Source organism: Bartonella sp. AA81SXKL (assembly GCF_042196945.1).
GTDB lineage: Bacteria > Pseudomonadota > Alphaproteobacteria > Rhizobiales > Rhizobiaceae > Bartonella.
In genome coordinates this window covers 1-881 of record NZ_JBHIRH010000149.1, presented here as the reverse complement: position 1 = coordinate 881, position 881 = coordinate 1, and the positions used below count along the sequence as shown (strand labels likewise).

Genomic DNA, 881 nt, shown 5'->3' with positions numbered 1-881 from the left:
TGCTGTTGTTAATATAATTGCAGCACGTGGATTGTGACGTAAATTGGCTATATGTGCCAAAGTTGAAAGGCGACGTGCCATAACAGCAATTCCAGGAGATACACGATCATAGGGTAAACAATCCCATGCAGGAAATTGAAAAACAGGCAAATTTGGCTCAATAAAATTTAGAACCTGCTGTAAGTGCGTAAGTTTTGTTCCATCACGAACAACATAAACAAGTGGTTTGTTTTGTGCAATTTTTAAACTCAATTGAGCAAGAGCAAAGGCTTCAAATCCATCAGTAATTCCATCAAAAACCATGTGAGCAGAAATATTCTGAGGGATAATAATTTTTTTAAATATAGGCATGGGATCAATTTAAATTTATGCAAACATGGTAATTTATAATGTCACGAAAAAGCGGACCATCAACTTCAGATGGTGGCGAAATTTCTCCCGTAATCCACGTCAGTAAATCACGATCATCAAAAGACATAATATACTCAAGTTCAGAAATCTTTTTAACACTCATTCCACTGATATGAGCATCCACATATCGCCCCAAAATAAGATCCATTTCACGAATACCGCGATGCCATGCACGAAAAATCAATCGGCGACGACGTAAGTCCAATTGATTTTCGTCAACGACAACAATTGTCATAAAAGTCTCCTTGAATGAAGTAAAAATTAGTATGAATAGAATACGCAATTTGTAGAATAAATTTTTTACCTTAGCTCTAGGGAAGTTCAACAATCTTTTGTTCCTTAAGTGTGATACGACGATGCATTTGTTTAGCCAAAGCGTAATTATGTGTTGCAATAAGAGCAGAAAGACCAGCTTGACGAACAAGCGCAGATAAAGCTTGAAAGACATACGCGGAAGTTACAGGATCAAG

The 881-nt window shown here is 36.8% G+C and carries 1 protein-coding gene and 2 pseudogenes; all 3 read right to left on the bottom strand.

Annotated elements, in window-relative coordinates; translation table 11 throughout:
• Positions 1-351: pseudogene (locus tag ACFINZ_RS10210) on the bottom strand (transcription-repair coupling factor); the annotation flags it as partial.
• Between the two features lie 4 nt (positions 352-355).
• A complete protein-coding gene (locus ACFINZ_RS10205) occupies positions 356-646 on the bottom strand; it encodes a succinate dehydrogenase assembly factor 2 (protein WP_011180769.1) in 291 nt (96 codons plus the stop codon).
• Positions 647-722: 76 nt separating this feature from the next.
• Positions 723-881: pseudogene (locus ACFINZ_RS10200) on the bottom strand (ABC transporter); the annotation flags it as partial.

What these genes read in the sequence shown, in the direction of transcription:
- ACFINZ_RS10205 (WP_011180769.1), bottom strand. Translation starts at nt 646, where the DNA reads ATGACAATTGTTGTCGTTGACGAAAATCAATTGGACTTACGTCGTCGC.